Below are 18757 nucleotides of genomic sequence, written 5' to 3'. Positions count from 1 at the left end.
CTCCCGACACGCGCGCGCCCCGGGCGGGTACGTCTACCCGCCCGGGGCGCGCTTGGCGAACTGATCAGTCGCAGCTCGTGACGGACAGCGAGCTGCCGTCGCACATGAGCACGCTCAGGCCGCTGGTGTCGTGGGTACGGTCGGCCATCTCCAGGCCCTGCAGGTCCAGAAGAGTCATGTCAAGTCACCTCCTTCCACGGTCTCGGTCGTCAGGCTCGCCCCGTTGGCCCGGGGGAGATCGGGAGCGCCGGCCAGCGGCGCGAGGAAGGGCAGCGTCAGCGGCTCGTCGTGCCGCGCCGTGCCCAGGGCGAACAGCACCCCGGCGGTGCCGGTGCCGAGGTCCATCGAGAGGCGCAGCAGCTTCTCGCCCGGGAAGGCCACCCCGCCCCCGTACGGCATCACGTGCCAGGCCAGCCGGCGTAGCTGTGCGTCGAGTTCCTGCCGTTGTTCGGGCGTCCGGGCGGTCGCCGCCAGGTAGGCGACGATCCCGGCCCGGCCCACGAAGAGGCCGCTCTGCGCGTACAACGGGGAGCGGGCTGCCCGGTACGCCGCGGCGCTCGCCCGGGCGAACCCGTCGTCGTGCCGGTGGGCGAGGTACTGGTCGAGGACCAGCCCCACGCCGACGCCGCCTTGCCCGAGGTAGGGCATGGTCCGCCAGCCCTCGTTGACCTCCAGCGCGCCGGTCGGGCGTACCACGCACCGACGCAGGTCCTGGCGCAGTGCCGTGGCGGCGTGCTCCAGCAGCGTCGCATCCCCGGTCAGTTCGGAGAGGCGCACCAGCAGCAGTGCCGGTCCGCTCCGGCCGCGCAGCAGCCCGGCGTACGGGTGCGTGCCGCCGCTGATGTCCGGCCCGGGGTCGTCGGCGAGTTGGTCGACCACCCGCTCGGCGGCCCGCCACGCGGCGTCGCGCAGCGCCGACTCGCCGGTGCGCCCGGCCAGGTCGAACAGGTTGAGCGCCACTCCCGACAGCCCGCTGCGCAGGCTGTGGTCCAGCCGGTCCCAGGACTCCCGGAGGCAGATGTCGATGACGTCCAGCGCATCCTGTCGGCGGCCCAGCCGCTCCAGTGCGTACGCCACCCCGTGCAGTCCGTCGTAGAAGCCCAGCCGGGTCCCGGACAGCGGGTTCGTCGCCCGCCGGACCAGCCACTCCTCGTGTTCCGGGAAGCGGCCCGCCCCGGTCTGCGCCAGGGTGTGCAGCACTCCGGCCGCGCCGTGCGCGAGATTGAGCCCACCGCAGCGGAACTGCTCGATGTCACCCGGGAAGAGCCGGTCGTCGCGTTCGGGGGTGGCGCTGGCGAGGATCGCCTTGGCGAGTCGGTCCCGCAGGGCCGGCCAGTCGTCGGCGGCCAGGTCCGGCACCGGCGTGACGGCCGCTGAGGAGCCGGCACCCGTGCCGGACCCGCCCGTCGTGTCGGTCCCCGCGGTTTCCGCGTCGAACGCGGCGGTGATCTCGGCGACCGCCGGGTCGACGAAGGACCGGGGGACCGGGAAGTGCTCCACGATGACGTCGGCCAGGTGCGCCGCCTTCGTCGGGGAGAGCCGGATGAGTTGGGTCAACGGGAGGAACAGCGCCAGGCGGAGACAGGCCAGGGCGTACCGGTCGGCGGCCCTGCCCCGGACGTGGCGGGGTGCGGCGAAGCCCTGGTTGCGCAGGCCCGGCCGCTGGCTCTCGTCATCGGCGACGGCGACCTCGAAGTCGACAAGCGTGATCCGGTCGTCCGGCCGCACCATGATGTTGGCCATGTGCAGGTCGCCGTAGACCACGCCCCGGTCGTGGATCGCCCGCACGGCCGCCTCGACCTGGTCGAAGACGTCCCGTGCCCACCGGGCGTACGCTGCCCGGTCCGCCTCGGTGGCGTCGGCGTCCACCAGCGGGTGCCGGTTGGCCAGCACCTTGTTCAGTGACCGGCCCTCGATGAACTCCAGCGCGATGAACCTGTGCTCGCCGAGGGTGAACTCGTCGTGCAGCCGGGGCACCTGCGGCAGGTCGGCGAGCCGGCGCAGCATCGCCGCCTCCCGCTCCAGCCGGGTGACCGCGTCGGCGCCGTCGGAGTCCAGGCCGGCCAGGGGGCGGGCCTCCTTGAGCACCACCTGCGTGTCGTCGCGGGTGTCCCGCCCCACGTAGAGGCCGCCGCCGTTGGAGAAGTGGATGACCTTCTCGATCCGGTACGGCACCTCGTTCGTGCTGGTCGCGTTCCGGGCGGCCAGGTGGGGGGCGAGGAAGTCGGGCAGGGTCACCCAGGACGGCACGTGGAAGACCGGGTCACGCCGGTCCGGCACCAGCGTGCCGGTGCCGTCGGCGATCGCCGGGACGGTCTGCCCGTCCGGGGTGACACAGTATCGGGCGGTGAAGCTGCCGTAGCGGACGTACACCGGCCCGGCACCGTAGCGCAGGTCGCTGAGGATGTACGGACCGGACTCACCGGCGAGCAACTCGTCCAGCTCCTTGCAGGCGAGCTCCAGCTCCGCCTCGTCCCGCGGGTAGATGGTGACGAACTTGCCGCTCCCGCCGCGGTGGGCGTACTTGGAGTTGCGCAGCAGCACGATGCGTGGGCTGCGGAGGAACTTGAACGCCAGACCGCGCGGCACGCAGTAGGACCAGACCGCGTCGAGCACCCGCTCGGCGTTCTCGACGCCGGCCGAGACGTGGATCTTCCAGCCCTGCGGGGGCAGCGAAGCACCCTCCGGGGCGTAGTTCATCCAGTCGCTGGTCGCCTCGGACGTCCAGCCGGCCGGGGCGGGACGCCCGGCGGCGAAGGTGTGCCCGTCGGTGGCGTTGCCGAGGGAGTCGTAGAACAACCGGTTCGTCACGCAGAAGCTGTCGTAGCCCTCGTCCACCGTCTGGCCTCCCTCCGCGTCCCGGGCCGGTCCTCGTTCCCGGCGATGCAATGAGTCTCGTGGACGGGACGGTGTCGGCTCCAGTGCGCTTAGTCACGACGGTGTATGCGCAGCGCACGGGTACTCATGACAAAAGTCAGCCCGAGGCCGTGCGGACATGCGCGAGCCGCCCGGCGCGGACGCCGGGCGGCTCGGTCGATCGGGGTGTATCCGCAGGTCAGGTGACTCGCGGGGTCTCCTGCGGAAGCTGCTCGTGCCCGCCGCGCGCCACCAGGTCGCGCAGTCGCGCCATACCGTCCCAGACGTCGACGTAGCGGGTGTAGAGGGGCGCCGGGCCGAGCCGCAACCGGTCCGGTACCCGGAAGTCACCCACCACCTTCGCCTCGCTGATCAGCGCCCGGGAGATCCGCAGCGCGTCCGGGTGGGCCAGGCAGATGTGGCTGCCCCGGCGGTGCGCCTCGCGCGGCGAGGCGAGCGTGAAGCCGAGCGGGGTGAGCCAGGCGTCGGCGAGGTCGACCATCAGCTCACCGAGGCCGACGCCCTTGGCGCGCAGCCGGTCGATGCCCGCCTCGGCGAGCACGTCCAGCGCCGGGTCGAGGGCGGCCAGCGACAGGATCGGCGGGGTGCCGACGAGGAACCGGTCGATGTCCGGGGCGGGGTCGTACTCCGGTCCCATCCGGAACTGGTCGCGCTGGCCGAACCAGCCCCAGATCGGCTGGCGCAGCCGGGCCTGCAACTCCTGCCGGACGTAGAGGAAGGCCGGCGCGCCCGGCCCGCCGTTGAGGTACTTGTAGGTGCAGCCGACGGCGAGGTCCGCGCCGGAGGCGGTCAGCTCCACCGGCACCGACCCGGCCGCGTGCGACAGGTCCCACAGCACGTACGCCCCGACCTCGCGGGCCGCCGCGTTCACCGCGGCGAGGTCGAGCAGGGTGCCCGAGCGGTAGGAGACGGCCGAGAGCACCACCAGCGCCACCTGGTCGTCCAGGGACTGCCGTACGTCGGCCGCGCTGAGGCCCTCGTCCAGGTCGGAGGGGAGAGGCCGCACGGTCAGGCCGCGCTGCGCGGCGAGCCCCTGGAGGAGGTAGCGGTCGGTGGGGAACTCCTCCGCGTCGACCAGGATGACGCGCCGGCCGGGGTTGGCGTCCAGGGCGGCGGCGGCCAGCTTGTACAGGTTCACCGAGGTCGAGTCGGAGACCACCACCTCACCGGGGCGTGCGCCGAGCGCGTGCGCGGCGAGCCGGTCGCCGAGGCGACGGCCCCAGTCGATCCAGGACGACCAGGAACGCACCAGGTCGGTGCCCCACTCCTGCCGCACCAGCCGGTCCAGCGCCTGCGGCGTCGCCGCCGGGAGCCGACCCAACGAGTTGCCGTCGAGGTAGATCAGCTCCGGGTCGGTGATCACGAAGCGGTCGCGCAGCCCGGCGAGGGGGTCGGCCGCGTCCCGTTCCTCCGCCGCCTGACGGGAAAGGTCCCCGCGCATCGTCCGCTCCTTTCGTCCACGCCCACGAGCGGGGCCAACATAGCCGATCGACCAGCCCCTCCGTCCAGGCCACCCGCCCCGGGTGGCGGTTCGTGGGGCGGCCGGTGAGTACCCGCCCGTGGGCCACCGGCGTCCCGGTAACGTGGTGCTCCGTGACCGGATGCGTGCTGCGGGGCGCGGCGACCGTCGCCGGGGCCGTCGTCCTCGCCGGGGCCGCGGTGGGCCCCGTGTCGGCCGTGGCCGGGCCGGTTCCCACGCCGGCCACCTCCGTGCCGAGCGCCGCCGGGGTTCCCGCCCCGGTGTCGTCGCCGGTCGGGCCGCCCTGCCCGCGGCAGCCGGCCCCGGCGGTGTCCCGTCCGCCCCGGCCGTCGCCGCCGCCGGTCGGGCCGGGCGAGCGGGCGGTGGGCGGGCCGGCACTGGCCACCCCCGGGCTGGTCGTGCCACCCGGGTCGCCACCACCACCGGCGTTGACCGCCACCTCCTGGCTGGTCGCGGACCTGGACACCGGGGCGGTCCTGGGCGGATGCGGCCCGCACGAGCCGGGCACCCCGGCCAGCGTGCAGAAGCTGCTGCTCGCGGCGACGCTGCTGCCCACCCTCGACCCGCGCCAGGTGGTCACGGTGACCCGCGCCGACCTCGACATCGAGCCGGGTAGCTCCGCCGTCGGGCTGGTCGAGGGCGGCCGGTACCCGGTGGAGCTGCTCTGGCTGGGGTTGCTGCTCCAGTCCGGCAACGACGCCGCCAACGTGCTCGCCCGGCTCGGCGGCGGCGCGCAGGGAGCGGCCGGCGGGGTGCAGGCGATGAACGAGCGGGCCCGCCAGCTCGGGGCGTACCAGACCCACGCGGTGACGCCGTCCGGCCTGGACGGCCCGGGCCAGTTCACCAGCGCGTACGACCTGGCGCTGATCGCCCGGGTCTGCTTCGCCGACCCGACGTTCCGGCGGTACGCGCTCACCGGAGCGGCTCAGGTCCCGGCCCAGGGACGCCTGGCGCGGGGCTTCCAGATCCAGAACGAGAACCCGCTCGTGGGTCGGTATCCCGGTGCGCTCGGCGGCAAGACCGGCTTCACCGACCTGGCCCGGCACACCTACGTCGGCGCGGCCGAACGCGACGGGCGGCGGCTGGTCGTGACGCTGCTGGGGGCCGAACCCCGGCCCCGGCGCGGCTGGGAGCAGGGGGCCGCGTTGCTCGACTGGGGGTTCTCGCTGCCCCGGGACGCCACGGTGGGCCGGCTGGTCGACCCGGGCGAACCGGTGCCCGGTACGCCGCCGACCGGTGTCCCGGCGGCCGCCCCGGCCGTCGTGGCCGCTCCCGCCCCGGCTTCCCGGACCGGCACCCGGTGGTGGGGCATGGCGGGTGCCGGCGTGGTGGTGCTCGGAGCGGCCCTCGCCGTCGTGCTGCTGCGCCGCCGTCGGGGCGGCCGGACGACGCGGCGTCCGTAACGCCCCTGTGGGTGACCCGCGCTTGCCGCCGGCGGATCTTCTATTGACATGTGTCACTGTCGTGGCAGGATTGCAGATCCACGCCGAACAGGCTCCACCACCCGGGGAAACCCGACGGTCCGGCGAAGGCGGAAACGGTTGTGCAGGTGACGACGGCGTACCGGACGATGCTGCGGATCCGGGTCCTCGAGGAGCGGATCATCGAGTCCGCCAACCGGGACGAGATCGCGGGTTTCGTGCACCCGTACACCGGCCAGGAGGCGGTCGCGGTCGGCGTACTCTCGGCCCGCCACCCGGACGAGTGGGTGGTCAGCTTCTACCGCTGCCACGGGCACGCGGTGGCCGCCGGCCTCCCGGTGGACGGGATCGTCCGGGAGATCCTCGGCCGCTCCGGCGGGCTCTGCGGAGGCAAGGGCGGCTCGATGCACCTGGCCGACCGGACCCGGCACTTCCTCGGCGCCAGCTCGATCGTCGGCAGTCAGCTCTCCATCGCCGCGGGCGTGGCGATGGCGGAGAAGGCCACCGCCTCCGGTCGGGCCACGGTCGTCTTCTGCGGTGACGGCGCGCTCGGCACCGGGGTCAGCTTCGAGACGCTCACCATCGCCGCCACCATCGGCCTGCCCCTGGTGCTGGTCTGTGAGGACAACGGCTGGCAGGACCAGACCCGCAGCGACTTGGTCCGGCACCGTACCCCGACGGAACTGGTGGCCGGGCTGGGCATCGACCACCTCGAGGTCGACGGCAACGACGTCGAGGCGGTCCACCGGGCCGCCGGTGAGCTGCTGGCCCGGTGCCGGCGTGACCGCCGTCCCCAGGTGCTGGTGGCCCGCACCTACCTGCGCCACTACCACGCGCAGGTGGGCGGTGCCCGGCCCGCCGAGTACCGGCCCGCCGACGAGGTCGCCTACTGGCTGGCCCGCGACCCGCTCGACATCGCCGCCGCCAGCGCCGGCCTCACCGACGCCTGGCGGGCCGCGCGGCACGCCGAGACGGTACGGGAGATCGACGAGGTCTTCGCCGTCGCCCGGGCGGCCCCGCCGCCGGACCCGGTCACGGCAGCCGGGAACGTCACCACCGTGGCGGTGCCCCGGTGACCCGGCGGCACCCGGTGGGCGCGGCCGTCCGCGCGGCGCTGACCGACCAGCCCGACCTGCACATGTTCTGCACCTACCAGCAGCCCGACCTGATCGAGCTCTTCGGGGGCGACCGGATGGTCCGGTTGCCGATCGCGGAGAACGCGATGGTGGGCATGGCCGTGGGCATGGCGCTGGTCGGGCGGCGCGTGCTGGTCAGCATCGCCCGGGTCGCGTTCCTCTTCACCGCCTTCGACCCCCTGGTCAACCAGGCCACCAAGTGGCGGTACATGTCCGACGGGCAGTTCTCCGTGCCGCTGGTGATCCGGGGGCTGACCCGGGGCGACGAGCACCTCGGTGCCCAGCACGAGCACACCGCCCACTCGATGCTCAGTCAGATCCCCGGTCTGGTCGTCGCCGTCCCGAGTTCGCCCAACACGGCGGCCGGACTGCTCAGCACCGCGCTGCGCCACCCCGACCCGGTGGTGGTGCTCGAGTCACCCCGGCTGTACACGCCGGACTGGGCGGACCTGCCCGAGCCGGAGGCCACGCCGGCGCCCCTGCCGTTCGGGGTGGCCGGCCGGGCCCTGGCCGGACGCGACCTGACCCTGGTGGGTATCGGCAACACGGTCGCGCTCTGCCTCCGTGCCGCCCGTCGGCTCGCCGACCACGGGCTGCGCTGCCAGGTGGTCGACCTGCGTACCGCCGCGCCGCTGGACCGGGACGGCACCGCCGGGCTGGTGGCCGGCGCGGGTCCGGTGGTGCTGGTGGACGAGGAACCACGCGCCTCCTCCCTCCTGTGTGACCTCGGCCTGCACCTGGTCCAGGTGGGGGCGGTCGACCCGGACCGGCTGGCCGTCGTCACCGGCGCGCCGGTGCCCGCTCCCGCGAGCCCGGTGCTGCTGGCACCGCTGCTGCCCACGGTCGACGACGTGATCGGGGCAGCCCTCGCCCTCACCCGGCGGCGGTACGTGGCCACCGGGGGGACGTCCGCCGGGCAGCACTGACCGGCGTCGATCGAATGGCGGCCCACCGGGGCCGGCACCGACTGGGAGGGCTCGGATGGCTTCGGATTTCCCCGCGGACTACGCGGTGTGGCACGGCCTGTCGCCGATGACGGACTTCTTCCGTGACGGGGATCCGGGTCTGTTCCTGGTCTCGGGCTCCGGCAATCACGTCACCGACGCGGCCGGGCGCCGCTACCTCGACGCGCGGTCGTCCATGTGGAACCTCACCCTGGGGCACTCCTGCGAGCCGGTGAAGGAGGCGATGCGACGGCAGCTCGACACGCTCCCCTCGGGCACCGTGATGCGGTACGAGCACCCGCCCGTGGTGGCCGTCGAGTACGCCGCCCGCCTGGCCGCGCTGATGCCGGCGCCGCTGCGGCACGTCCGGTTCGGCAACACCGGCAGCCAGATGACCGAGTCGGCGGCGATGCTCTCCCGCTTCCACCGGCGGATGACCGGAGCTCCGGAGCGGCGGTACGTCGTCGCGGTCCACAACGGCTACCACGGCACCGGGCCGCTGGCCACCGCGCTGACCGGCGAGCCGATCCTGCACGAGTGGTCGGCCCCGGTCGACGACTACGTCCGGCACGTCACCGCGCCCACGGTGCCGGAGATCCTCGCCCTCGTCGACGGGATCGGGGTGGACCGGGTCACCGCGGTCATGGTGGAACCGGTGCTCGGCAGCGCCATCGGCGCGGTCTCGCTGCCGTTCCTGGAGTCGCTGATCGCCGAGTGCCGGGCCCGGGACGTCCACGTGATCGTGGACGAGGTGACCACCGGCGCCGGTCGTACCGGGACCATGACGGTGAGCGAACGGCTCCCGGAGGCCCCGGACATGGTCGTGCTCGGCAAGGGGTTGAGCGCCGGCTACTTCCCGCTGGCCGCGCTGGTGGTGGCCACGCCGATCTTCGACGCGCTCGCCGACCCGCCGCTGCGGCTCGGTTTTCCGAACGGCTCCACCACCGACGGGCACCCGATCGGGATGGCCGCCGGGCTCGCCGTCCTGGACGTGCTCACCGCCGACGGGTTCCTGGCGGGGGTCCGCCGGACCGGGCGGCACCTGGTCGAGCTGATCACCGGGTCGTTGGCCGGCGAGCCGGGGGTCGGGCCGGTGGTGGGCGAGGGCATGATGCTCGGCCTGGAATTGGTCCACGACGACGGCGAACCCTGGTCGGTCGCGGAGGTGAACCGGTTCCGGTTGACCTGCCGTGACCACGGCCTGCTGACCAGCTACGCGCCCGGCTTCCTGCCGCTGATGCCGCCGCTGACCCTGTCCCGTGCCGAGTGCGCCGAACTCGTCGACCGGCTCCGGGCCGCGCTGCGCGCCCACAAGGTCGAGCGCTGAGGGCGGACGGCCCGGTCGAGGTCAGTGCCGGACGGCCTGGTCGCCCGTCGGCTCTCCGGCGAGGTCAGTGCTTGGCGGCCTGGTCGCCCGTCGGCTCTCCGGCGACCGGTCCGGCGGCGGGGTCACCGGTGGGCCCGCCGTCCGGTCCGGTCCGCCGGCGGATCCGTCCGGTGACCGTGGCCGTGCCGGCGAGGGCGACCAGGGCGAAGCCGGTGAGGGTCCCCGGCAGCCCCCAGACGTCGGCGGCGACGCCACCGACGAGCGCCCCCACCGGTACGGCCAGGATCGACACCGTCCGGCTGAACGCGATGACCCGCCCGAGCCGTTCGGCCGGCACCAGCTGTTGCTGGAGGGAGGCCGACGCCACCGACCAGACCGTCGCGCAGTACCCGAAGATCAGCTCGTAGACGACGAAGAGCAGCAGCGGGGCGGCCAGCGACGCGGCCGGGATGAGCAGCAGTGACCCGGCCGCGACCGGGGCGAACAGGGCGATCGAGCGGTCCAGCCCGAACCGGCCGACCACCCGTCGGGCGGTGGCCACGGCGGCCAGCGCCGCCGCGCTGTTCACCCCCCACAGGGCCCCGACCTGGAGCGGGCTCAGCTCCAGCGTCCGGTAGGCGTAGAGGGTGTAGAGGGCCCCGAGACCGGCGCCGCCGACGTTCAGCGCGGCGGTGGCGAGGGCCAGCCGCCCCAGCAGCGGGACCTCCCGGAAGGTGCCCAGGCCCTCCCGCAGCGAGGTCCGCAGGCCAGCCGCCGAGCGGCGCAGCGCGGCGCTTCGGGACACCGGCGCGGTGGCCGCCGGTCGCTCGGGGGTGCGGCGGTGCGCCCCGCGTAGCCGGCTGAACACGACCGCCGAGGCCAGGTAGCTGACCGTGTCGACGGCGATGGCCAGCGCCGCGCCGAGGGCCTGCACCAGCAGCCCGCCGACGGCGGGCCCGGCGATCTGCCCGGCGGCGCGGGCCCCGGCGAGGGCGGCGTTCGCGCCGACCAGCCGGTCGGCGGGCACCAGCCGGGGCAGCACCGCGTTGATCGAGATGTCGGTGACCCCGGAGAGGATGCCGGAGCACGCGGCGACCACCACCAGGTACGGCAGGGAGAGCACGTCGAGCAGGTACATCGCCGGCACCGACGCGACGACGAGCGCGTGGAGCAGGTCGTTGGCGACCAGCAGGCGGCGTGGTGAGCGGACGTGGTCGACGAGGACGCCGACCAGTGGCGCGGTCAGCCCCCGGGCCCCGTACTCGAGGGCGAAGATCAACGCCGCGGCGACCGGCCCGGCGTCCAGCAGCAGAATGGCCAGGGTGGGCAGGGCCAGCGCGGTGACGTGGGTGCCGGTGAGGCTGATGAGCTGGGCGAACACCAGCGGCCGCAGGGGGGACCGGTCGGGCGGCGGGGTCGTCGACGCGGGACGCACCGGACCTCCCGAAGCGGTGGCGGACCCGGTCACCAGGTGACCGGCAGCTCGCGGGGCCCACGCAGGATGGTGCCGGTCTTCCAGTCCACGCTATCGGGTGGTACCGCCAACCGGAGTGTCGGCACGCGCTCCCGCAGCACGGCGATCGCCTCGTGCAGCTCCATCGTGGCCAGTCGGGCACCCAGGCAGCGGTGCGGACCCCAACCGAAGGCCAGGTGGGGCTCCGGCTCCCGGTCCAGCCGGAAGGTGTCGGCGTCCGGGAACGCCTCCTCGTCCCGGTTGGCGGAGATGGTGGAGACGAAGACCGCCTCGCCCGCGCGGACCGTCACCCCGTCGAACTCCACGTCCTCGACCGCGACCCGGGCCAGCCCGGTGCCGCCGTTGAGCGGGACGAACCGCAGCAGCTCCTCGACCGTGGTGGCCATCCGGTCCGCGTCGGTGACCAGGCCCGTCCAGAGTCCGGGCCGGGTCAGCAGCAGGTACGTCGAACTGGCGATGTGGCTGGCGGTGGTCTCGAACCCGGCGGCCAGCAGGGTCACCCCGAAGGAGAGCAGCTCCTGCTCGCTCAGCCGGCTGCCCTCGTCCCGGGCCTGGACCAGGGCGCTGAGAAGGTCGTCGGTGGGCTGTGCGCGGCGCTGCCGGATCAGGTCCCGCAGGTACGCCTCCAGCGCGTCGACCACCGCCCGGAACTCCTCCGCGGTGATCCTGCGCAGTGCGACGAGGGACTCGGTCCACCGGCGGAACTCGGCCCGGTCGGCCAGCGGCACGCCCAGTGTCCGGCAGATCACCGTCATCGGCAGCGGCAGGGCGAGGGCCTGGGTGAGGTCCGTCGGCGGCCCCTGCCGGAGCATGTCGTCGACGAGCCGGTGGGCCACCTCGCGCACGTACGGTCGCAGCCCGTCGATGCGCCGCTCGGTGAACGCCACCGCCACCAGCCGACGCAGTCGTCCGTGTTCCGGCCGGTCGACGTCCATGATGGTGCTGACGAAGGGCGGGTCCGGGGTCTGCCGGGGCACGTCCGGCCCCATCGCCGCCGCCCGGCTGAACCGGGGGTCGGTCAGGACCTTCCGGACGTCGCGGTAGCGGGTGGCCAGCCACGCCTCGCCCGCGTACGGCAGCCGGACCCGGGTCAGCGCGCCGCTGCGCCGCGCCTCGTCCAGCCGGGGGTCGAGGCGCAGCTCGGCGTAGTCGAGGAACGGGTAGGCGGGCACCGGTTCCGTGGTACGCACCACGCTGCTCCTTCGGGGTCGCGGACCGGTCAGATGGCCAGGTACGGAACGGGCCAGTGCCGCAGCCGGTACGGCAGGACCAGCAGTCGCTGGTCGACCCGGAGCAGCAGGCCGGCCCCGGAGACCGTGTCGACCAGCTCCTGCGCGGCCGGCTCCAGGTCCGCCAGGGTGTGCGCCTCGGCCATGGCGAGGAAGTGCTCGGCGCCCTCGTCGATGGTGAGCCGGGCGTCCTCGCTCTCCGGACGGACGTCCTTGATGGCGACGAACCCGGGACCACGCCGGTAGAAGAAGCTGCCGTACCGGTAGTCGGCGGCCCAGGCCGTGGCGTGGGCGGTGCTGTCCGCGTCCACCCCGCCGGAGGGCGCCACCAGGTGCACGTGGGTGTGCAGCGGGAAGCACGGCAGCCCGGCGAGCCGCCACCGCAGCCGTACCGCGTGGCTGGTGACGTCGCGCAGGTAGCGCAGCAGCGCGAGGTCCTCGCCGGGGGAGCGCCCGAAGTGGAGCACGGTGCCGACGTCGACGGGATGGTAGGTGAGGTCCGGGGTGATCGGCGGGAGGCCCTGGGCCGCGACGACGTCGACGGCGGGCGGATTCGAGGTCAGCATGGTCATCCCACCTTGATCGGAATGGCGCTGGTGGCGAGGCCGATCCACTGTCCGTTCTCGACGAAGACCAGCCCCCGGGCGACGAAGCCGGCCAGGATTTCGCGCAGCTCCTCCTCGCCGACCGGGAACCCGGCGGCGGTCACGTCCCGCAGGAGCGCGGCCAGGGACCGCCCCGGTTCCGTGGCCCGGTACACCGCCCGGTGCGACGGTTCGGTGATCCGGTGGTCGGTGGCCGGCCACCCCACCCGGCGGTCGACGAGGACGGTGGCATCCGGTTCGTCGACGCGGACCAGGGTGCTGTCCGGGTAGCCGGCGATCCACGCGTCGAGCAGGTCACGCAGCTCCTTGGCCTCGGCGTCGGAGATGCCGACGGGGTCGGTGTCGAAGAGGTAGACCATGTCGCGCACGTCCTCCTCCGGCAGGGCGTACACGTGTCGGTACGCCCGGGCGGTGCGGCGGTGCGGGAAGCCCAGCGCGGGGTTCTCGAAGTACGGGCTGAAGCGCTCCAGCAGGATCCGGGACGCACCGGCCGGAGGTTGCAGGTGCACCAACGCCGGGACCTGCCGCAGCACGGGCTCGTAGTCCTCGGCGCGTTCCTCCGGGAAGCCGTAGAGCCAGTTCCAGGTGACGGTGAGACCGGCGGACTCGCAGTCGCGCAGGGTCCGCACGTTGCGGGTCCCGGCCACGCCCTTGTCCATGATCTTGAGCACCGGTGACACCAGGCTCTCGATGCCGGGCTGGACGTGGCTGACCCGGGCGGCCCGGAAGATGTCGATCTCGGCGGGCTTCAGGTTGGACTTCACCTCGTAGTGCAGCCGCAGGTCCCAGTCGAGTTCGGCGAGCCGGGGCAGCACGGTGGTGAAGAAGCTGTTGGCGATGATGTTGTCGACCATGATCACGTCGAGGGTCCGGTGCCGACTCGTCAGCTCGCCGAGTTCCCGGATCACCGCGTCCGGATCCTTCGCCCGGAACGTCATCAGCGTGCCGTTGAGCCCGCAGAAGGTGCAGTGGTGCTTCTCGCCCCACCAGCAGCCCCGGGCGGTCTCCAGCACGAGCTTCGGCTCGACGTGGATGTTGACCGGGGAGGTTTCCATCCGGGCGAACCAGTCGTCGAAGTCGGGGACGGGTACCTGCGGCATCGGCAGCGGTGACGACTGCGGGTTCTGGTGCGCGACCCCGGCGTCGTCCCGCCAGCAGAGCCCCGGGACGGTCCGCAGGGCCTCCGGCGTGGCCCCGTCGGCCAGGACGCGCAGCAGCGCCGGGAAGGACTTCTCGCCCTCGCCGCGGAGCACCAGGTCGACGAAGGGGTAGTTCCGGTGCAGGGCGACGCCCATCGGTCCGTCGCAGTTGCCTCCACCGAAGACGATCGTCACGTCCGGGTCGCGGGCCTTGATCCGTCGGGCCACCGCCAGGCTCGGCACGTTCTGCATGAAGGTGGTGCTGAACCCCACGATCCGGGGTCCGCGCGCCAGCAGCTCGTCGGTCACCAGTTCGACGAAGTCCTCGGCGTGTGCGCGCATCCGGGTGACCGGCCCGATGTCCAGGTCCGCTTCCGCCGCGTACGCCCGCAGCGTCTCCACCCCGAACTCGGGGTCGTCGTGCAGGACGCCGGTGAAGACCCAGTCGCCCAGCCCGTCGAAGAGGCCCTCCTCGGCGACCGCCGTGTACTCCCGGGGACCCAGCTCCTCGCCGGTGCGGGCCATCAGGAACTCCGCCCAGCGCAGGTTCGCGTGGTAGGTCTCCGGCGTGGGCAGCCCGGCCCGGGTCACCGCGGCGCGCAGCAGGCCGAGCGGCAGTGAGGGCGACTCCAGCGACTGCCACGGCATCGCGACGAGGCACACGGACACGTCATCGTCCCTTTCTCGTACAGCGGGGTCGGGCAGGCCCGGGTGGGCCGGCTTCCACCCGGGCCGCTCGGTCACTTCTGCGACTCGGTCTGGGGCCGGTTCAGCGGCACCAGGTACTTGCAGACGCCGTGCGTCGGCGCCTTGACCTTGACAACAGTGATCTTCATTTGAATCACCTCCCTCCTCGGTCTCCCTCCGTCACTTGGCCGCGCGGGCGTGCCGGGTCTGGATGGAGTGCGTGGAGACGCCGTGCGTCGACGCCTTCACCTTCACGACGGTGATCTTCATCGGGATCACCTCCCTTCCTCGATCTCGATGTGGATGCCGGCGGCGGCGAGCCGGGCCCGGTGCCGCCGGAGGAACCAGGCCCGGACCACCGCGGGGTCCCGGCCGGTGTGGGTGGCCAGCGCGACCGCGACCTCGTCCAGTCCGGTCAGGCCGATGCCGGTGTCGTGCCACTCGCGGGCGTGTTCGGCCCACTCCTGGCGTCCCCGTGGGGTCCGGGTCTCGCGGGCCAGGAAGTTCAGGCCGATCGCGATGTGCCGGATCTCGTCGCGGCGGACGTGGTGGTACAGCCGCCCCAGCGGGTCGCCGGCGAAGACCTCGCCGAGCAGGATGAACTCGTCGGCGGCCAGCCCTTCCAGCAGCGTGTGCACCAGGGCCCGGCCCAGGTACGGCAGGGCGGCCAGTCCGTCGTCGAGGGGTTGCAGCACCTCGCGGCAGGGCTCCGGCTCACCGCCGACGGCCTTGGCGTACCGGTAGAAGGCGTCGGCGTGCCGGGCCTCGTCGGCGGTGGCGAGGGCGAGGCTGAACCGCAGCGGGGCGTCCTCGGTCTCGGCGGCGAGGGTCGCCGCGGCGACCAGTCCCGCCTGCTCGGCGTAGTAGCCCCGGGAGGCCACCCGCCACGCGCGTTCGGCGCGGACCGGGTCGTCGCTGAACCGTCCCTCGCGGAGCACGTCGTCGATGCGCCAGGGGGTCCGGTCCCGGGTGACCTGGAAGATCCGGTACGCCACCTCGTCGGCGTCGAGGTCGTCCGGTCGCAACAGGCTCATGAACGCCCCCGCGTGGTGCCGGGCGGGCCGGCCGGTCCACCGTGGGCGCCCGCCGGCGCTGCGATGGGGTACGGGCGGACCGGGAGCCGGTGCCGCCGGTCAGGTGGGTCTCCGGTCACCGAGGTCCGCCCCCTTGGGTCGATCGAGCCGGTCCGGATCGTGCGGGCCGGTGGGCGGTCGCTACGTCCTGCCCGTGAGCTTCATCGCTGGGCGCAGGTGGTGGCAGGGCAGCCGGCCACCCATATTCCGGCCCCTTCCGCCGCCGAGGGGGACCGGTGGGACGGCGCGGGCCGGCGGCCCGGCGGGCGTCCGGCCCGAAACCCTGGTGGCCGGCGCTGCCGCGGTGCCGTGGCCGGGTGTCCTCCGGGACGCACAATCTGGGTGGTCACCACCCACCGTCAATCACCGGTCGCCCTCTGCTGTCGCCTGTCGCGGGCGGCTCGTCGCCCGCCGTCCGTGGACGCACCCGAGCAAGATTGATATTTTTCTATCCATGTCGGTGGGGGTGACGCGACTGGTGGGCCGCACCGACGAGCTGCGCACCCTGGCCCGGACGTTGACGGCCACCCGCGACGGGGGTGGCCGGGCGGTGTTCCTGGTCGGTGAACCGGGCATCGGCAAGTCCCGGTTGGTCGCCGCGGCCCGCGACCTCGCCGCCGCGGTCGGCACGGTGGTGCTGCACGGCCGCTCCGGCGTGGTCGGCCCGGCCATCCCGCTGCGACCGTTGCGCGAGGCGCTGCTCTCGGTCACCGGTGTCCTCCCGCCGGACGACCTCACCGCGCTCGGTCCGTACCGGCCGGCGCTGGCCCGGCTGGTGCCGGACTGGGCCGTCGTCGACCCGCCCGGGAATCCACCCGACCACGACCTGCTGGCCCTCGCCGAAGGGGTCCTCCGCCTCACCGGGCTGGCCGGCCGGGACCGGGGATCCCTGCTCGTCCTGGAGGACCTGCACGACGCCGACGGCGGCACCCTGGCCGTGCTCGACTACCTCGTCGACAACGTCGGCCGGCAGCCGACCACGCTGCTCGGCACGCTGCGCGCCGAGGCGGGACCGGCCCTGGACCTGGTCCGTGCCGCGGCCCGCCGAGGCGCCTGCCGCCTCGTCGAACTGGGCCCCCTCGACCCGGACGACGTGCGCCGACTGGCCGGCGCACGTCTGGACGCCCACCCCGACGAGCTGCCACAGCCCGCCCTCGACCTGCTCTGGGCGGGCAGCGGAGGCAACCCGGGGTCCGCCGAGGACACCCTCGACGAACTGGTCGGGGCCGGTGTGCTGCGGTCCACCCCCACCGGATGGCGGGTCGGGCGTGGAGACGCCGACGGTCCGGCGGCCCTGCCCGCCCTGACCCGCCCGGTCGACCGCCTCGACCCGCCCGAGCGCGAGTCGCTGCTGCTGGGGGCCACCATCGGACCGGTCTTCCCGCTCGCCGTGCTGCGACAGGCCACCGGTCGGTCCCACCGGGAGATCCACGACGACCTGGGTGACGCGACGGCCGCCCGGTTCGTCCGGCCGGACGGCCCGGAGCCGGACCGGTACCGCTTCGTCCACCCGCTGCTCGCCGGGGCGCTGCTCGCCCGGCTCGAACCGGCCGAGCGGCGCCGGCTCGCCCGGCGGGCCGCCGACGCGGTGACGGCCGCCCACCCGGGACTGCCCGGTCCGCACTGCCGGACGGCCGCCGACCTGTGGCTCCGGGCGGGGGACCCGGCCGCCGCCGGCCATCTCCTCGCCGAGGCCGGGCGGCGCGCCGTCGACCAGGGTGCCGCCGGCGAGGCCGTGGACCTGCTCGACCGGGCCCGCGACCTGCTCGCCGACGCGGACGCCGTCCGCCGTGCCACCGTGCTGGAGACCCTGATCCGAGCGCTGACCGAGGCCGGGGCCGTCGACCGGGCCCTCGGCCACGCCGCCGCGCTCGCCGACCTCGCCGACCAGCTCGACCCGCGGCACCGGGCCCGCCTGCACACCGCCCTCGCCTGGGCGGCGACCACCGCCGGTCTGACCGGCGACGCCGCGCGCCACGTCGACCTGGCCCGCGCGCTGCTCGGCCCCGACGCCACCGCGCCGGACACCGCCCCGGTCGACGTCGTCGCCGCCCACCTGACGGCCGGCAGCGGCGGGGCGGACCATGTCACCCGTGCCGAGGCCGCCGCCCGGCAGGCCGAGACGGCGGCCGTCGCCGCCGGCCTGCCGGCCGTCGCCTGGCGAGCCGGTCTCCTGCTCGGCGAGCTGACCCGGCCCCGGGACCCGGCCGAGGCCACCGCCCACCTGAACCGGGCCTGGTCGGTCGCGGTCCGGCAGCACGTCCCGGTCTGGGAGATCCACTCCCTGGTCCGGCTCGGCGACGACGACGCGCTGCGCACCGGGGACCTGGAACGGCTGGAGCGGGCCCACCGGACGGCGGCCCGCGCCGGTGCCCAGCACGCCCGGCACGAGGCGGAGACGCGACTCGCCCTGCACGCCGTCCTCCAGGGGCAGTTCGCCGCCGCGGACCTGCTCACCGAGCGGGTGCTCACGGCCGCCAGCCGGCACCGGCTGCCCCGCGCGGCCCGGTACGCCCTGCTGCTGCGCGCCACCGCCGCCGCGCACCAGGGCCGGCACCGGGCGATGACCGACGCGCTCATCGAGTTCCGCCGGCACGGCGGTGACGCCGACCGGTACGCCTCCTGGATACACGGGCTGGCCCGGGTCTTCGCCGCCCTGCTCCGCGAGGACCGCCCCCGGGCGTCGCACGAGTCCCACCGCGCGACCCGGGCCGACCGGGAGCACCCGACGGTCTGCCCGATCGCCGGTCGGCACGGTCTGGACCTGCTGTTGCGGGCGCTCACCGGTGCCGACGACGACGCGCATGCCCCGGACCAGGCGGGCCGGCTCCGCTGGAACGAGCAGTTCCGGCTGTTCGCCCGGGCGGTGCGGCAGGGCCGGGCCGGACGCGGCGACGAGGCGACGGACGCGGTCCGCCAGGCGCTCCGGGTCGCCGCGCCCTACCCGGTGGCCCGGCACCTCGGTCTGCGCCTGGTCGGCGAGGCCGCCCTGACCGACGGCTGGGGCGAGCCGGCCGAGTGGCTGCGCGCCGCCGAGGACCACTTCCACGGCAGCGACGTGCCGGCCGTGGCCGCCGCCTGCCGGAGCCTGCTGCGCCGGGCCGGCTCCCGGCCGTTGCAGCGCCGGGCCGGCGTCGAGGAGATCCCCGCCGCGCTGCGCGTCGCCGGTGTGACCCCCCGCGAGTACGAGGTGCTCCTGCTGCTCGCCGGGCGGCTCAGCAACCGGGAGATCGCCGACCGGCTGCACCTGTCCGCCCGCACGGTGGAGAAGCACGTGGCGAGCCTGATCGCCAAGACCGGCCAGCCGGACCGGATCGCCGTGGGGCGGCTCGCCGCGACCGGCGTTCCGCCGGGCGCCGCCGCCCAGGTGTAGCCGTCGTCCGCGT

13 protein-coding genes are annotated in these 18757 nt (G+C 74.5%); 5 read left to right on the top strand and 8 right to left on the bottom strand.

Annotation, left to right across the window (positions count from 1 at the left end; all coding sequences use genetic code 11):
* Positions 1–64: 64 nt before the first annotated feature.
* From IGA62_RS27995 to kynU, 3 genes are all read right to left on the bottom strand, one after another.
* Entirely contained in the window at positions 65–178 is a 114-nt protein-coding gene (locus IGA62_RS27995) for a SapB/AmfS family lanthipeptide (RefSeq protein ID WP_145817832.1), read from the bottom strand.
* Positions 175–2838 carry a class III lanthionine synthetase LanKC gene (gene lanKC / locus IGA62_RS27990; protein WP_145817835.1) on the bottom strand — a complete coding sequence of 888 codons (2664 nt, stop codon included), beginning with the start codon at positions 2836–2838 and terminating at the stop codon, positions 175–177. The genes IGA62_RS27995 and lanKC overlap by 4 nt, the downstream gene beginning before the upstream one ends.
* A 217-nt stretch (positions 2839–3055) precedes the next feature.
* Positions 3056–4318, bottom strand: a complete 1263-nt coding sequence (gene kynU / locus IGA62_RS27985) for a kynureninase (RefSeq protein ID WP_145817836.1) — start codon at positions 4316–4318, stop codon at positions 3056–3058.
* A gap of 218 nt (positions 4319–4536) precedes the next feature.
* Here kynU and IGA62_RS27980 point away from each other — a divergent pair, with 218 nt between their 5' ends.
* The 4 genes from IGA62_RS27980 (at position 4537) to IGA62_RS27965 (ending at position 9185) form a co-directional block, all read left to right on the top strand.
* Entirely contained in the window at positions 4537–5760 is a 1224-nt protein-coding gene (locus IGA62_RS27980) for a D-alanyl-D-alanine carboxypeptidase family protein (RefSeq protein ID WP_145821960.1), read from the top strand.
* Positions 5761–5906: 146 nt separating this feature from the next.
* The gene (locus IGA62_RS27975) at positions 5907–6854 is read left to right on the top strand and encodes a thiamine pyrophosphate-dependent dehydrogenase E1 component subunit alpha (protein ID WP_145817838.1); all 948 of its coding nucleotides are present in this window, start codon (positions 5907–5909) and stop codon (positions 6852–6854) included.
* A complete protein-coding gene (locus tag IGA62_RS27970; protein WP_145817840.1) occupies positions 6851–7840 on the top strand; it encodes an alpha-ketoacid dehydrogenase subunit beta in 990 nt (329 codons plus the stop codon). Before IGA62_RS27975 ends, IGA62_RS27970 begins: the two co-directional genes overlap by 4 nt.
* Before the next feature lie 55 nt (positions 7841–7895).
* On the top strand, positions 7896–9185 hold the full coding sequence (locus IGA62_RS27965; protein WP_145817842.1) for an aminotransferase family protein: 1290 nt from the start codon (positions 7896–7898) through the stop codon (positions 9183–9185).
* Between the two features lie 64 nt (positions 9186–9249).
* On the opposite strand, the gene IGA62_RS27960 is transcribed toward IGA62_RS27965, so the two are convergent.
* From IGA62_RS27960 to IGA62_RS27940, 5 genes are all read right to left on the bottom strand, one after another.
* Positions 9250–10599 (bottom strand): MFS transporter, encoded by a 1350-nt coding sequence (locus IGA62_RS27960; RefSeq protein ID WP_190289227.1) that lies wholly within the window; start codon positions 10597–10599, stop codon positions 9250–9252.
* Positions 10600–10628: 29 nt separating this feature from the next.
* On the bottom strand, positions 10629–11828 hold the full coding sequence (locus IGA62_RS27955; protein ID WP_145821961.1) for a cytochrome P450: 1200 nt from the start codon (positions 11826–11828) through the stop codon (positions 10629–10631).
* Positions 11829–11857: 29 nt separating this feature from the next.
* A complete protein-coding gene (locus tag IGA62_RS27950; protein ID WP_145817846.1) occupies positions 11858–12433 on the bottom strand; it encodes a DUF5825 family protein in 576 nt (191 codons plus the stop codon).
* A 2-nt stretch (positions 12434–12435) separates the two neighbouring features.
* On the bottom strand, positions 12436–14280 hold the full coding sequence (locus IGA62_RS27945; RefSeq protein WP_145817848.1) for a RiPP maturation radical SAM C-methyltransferase: 1845 nt from the start codon (positions 14278–14280) through the stop codon (positions 12436–12438).
* A 293-nt stretch (positions 14281–14573) separates the two neighbouring features.
* On the bottom strand, positions 14574–15332 hold the full coding sequence (locus tag IGA62_RS27940; protein WP_145817850.1) for a ferritin-like domain-containing protein: 759 nt from the start codon (positions 15330–15332) through the stop codon (positions 14574–14576).
* Positions 15333–15825: 493 nt separating this feature from the next.
* Here IGA62_RS27940 and IGA62_RS27935 point away from each other — a divergent pair, with 493 nt between their 5' ends.
* A complete protein-coding gene (locus IGA62_RS27935) occupies positions 15826–18744 on the top strand; it encodes an ATP-binding protein (protein WP_145817852.1) in 2919 nt (972 codons plus the stop codon).
* Positions 18745–18757: the final 13 nt, after the last annotated feature.

It is taken from the genome of Micromonospora sagamiensis, from assembly GCF_014680085.1.
GTDB classification, from domain to species: Bacteria; Actinomycetota; Actinomycetes; order Mycobacteriales; family Micromonosporaceae; genus Micromonospora; species Micromonospora inyonensis.
The sequence above is the reverse complement of the archived record's forward strand: the minus strand, read 5'-3'. Positions and strand labels throughout refer to the sequence as shown.